This window comes from Zavarzinia marina, from assembly GCF_021568905.1.
GTDB classification, from domain to species: domain Bacteria; phylum Pseudomonadota; class Alphaproteobacteria; order Zavarziniales; family Zavarziniaceae; genus Zavarzinia; species Zavarzinia marina.
Genome location: NZ_JAKGSB010000016.1, coordinates 1 through 1,195, shown reverse-complemented (window position 1 = coordinate 1,195; position 1,195 = coordinate 1). Strand labels below are relative to the sequence as shown.

1 protein-coding gene is annotated in these 1,195 nt (G+C 65.8%); it reads right to left on the bottom strand.

Going from position 1 to position 1,195, the window contains the following annotated elements; genetic code table 11:
- Nucleotides 1-1,166 (bottom strand): acyl-CoA dehydrogenase family protein (locus tag L2U69_RS19070; RefSeq protein WP_236108715.1); only part of this gene is annotated, 1,166 nt, incomplete at its 3' end.
- Between the last annotated feature and the right edge of the window lie 29 nt (nucleotides 1,167-1,195).

The following is a 1,195-nucleotide window of genomic DNA, read 5'->3' as shown; positions in this document are numbered from 1 at the left end:
CCGAGCATGGTGCCGCCCCAGTTTCGGCCGATGGTGTCGGCCTGATTGGCGGCATGGGCCTTGCCGGTCATGAGGTCGGCATAGATGCGTCCGAAGGGCAGGCGGTCGAACACGGCGGCGCCGCCGCCCGCCTTGAACAGGCGCTGGGCGATATTGGTCGAACGCTCCAGGACCGAGGCCGACTGGAAGCGATAGCGCATGCGGTCCTCGAGTGCCGTGAACTCGCCGCGCACCGCCTGGTCGTACATCACGTCGATATTGCGGTGGAGGATCAGCTTCATCTCGTCGATCGCCGAGACCGCCTCCGCCAGGGTCAGCTGCGCCGAGGCATCCTCCGCCGTCTTCGCCCCGGTGACGTTCACCCGCTTGGCGCCATATTTGATGAACTCGTCCACCATCGCCTGCAGCGCCCCGATCGCCGAGGTCGAGACCGCCCGGCTGAACAATTGCGCGAACGGCATGCGATAGAGCGCGCTGGTGTTCACCAGATTGCCCGGGCTGTTGCACATCAGCCCGTCCATGAAGCTGTGGGTGCGATAGGCCGGCACGAAGGCATCCTTCACCACGATGTCGTGGCTGCCCGTCCCTTTCAGGCCGAAGGAATTCCAGGTGTCGACGATCTCGTAATCCCGCCGGGGCAGCAGGAAGGTGCGCATGTCCATATTGCCGGAGCCGAGCCCGACCTCGCCCCCCAGGAAGACCCAGTCGCAATGCTCGCAACCCGACGAGAAGCGCCAGCGCCCGTTGAAGATGAAGCCACCGTCGACCGGCTTGGCATCGCCCATGATCATATAGGTCGAGGAGACCAGGACCGAGGGATCCTCCCCCCAGACGTCCTTGGCCGCCTGATCCTCGAACAGGGCCAATTGCCAGGGGTGGCAGCCGATCACGCCATAGCACCAGGCCGCCGACATGTCGCCTTCGCCAAGGGTCATCAGCACGTCGTAATAGACGTTGGGGTGCATCTCGTAGCCGCCCCAGCGCTTCGGCTGGAGAACCTTGAACAGGCCCGCCTCCTGCATCGCCGCGACCACGTCCGCCGGCAGGCGCCGAGCCTCGTTGCCCGCCGCCGCCCGTTCCTTCAGGAACGGCACCAGCGCACGCGCACGGGCGCGGATCTCGTCCTCCGACGGAATGATGGTCTCGACTTCGCTCGTGCCGTCCATGGCTCGTCCCCGCTTTCCTTCCCCCGCCA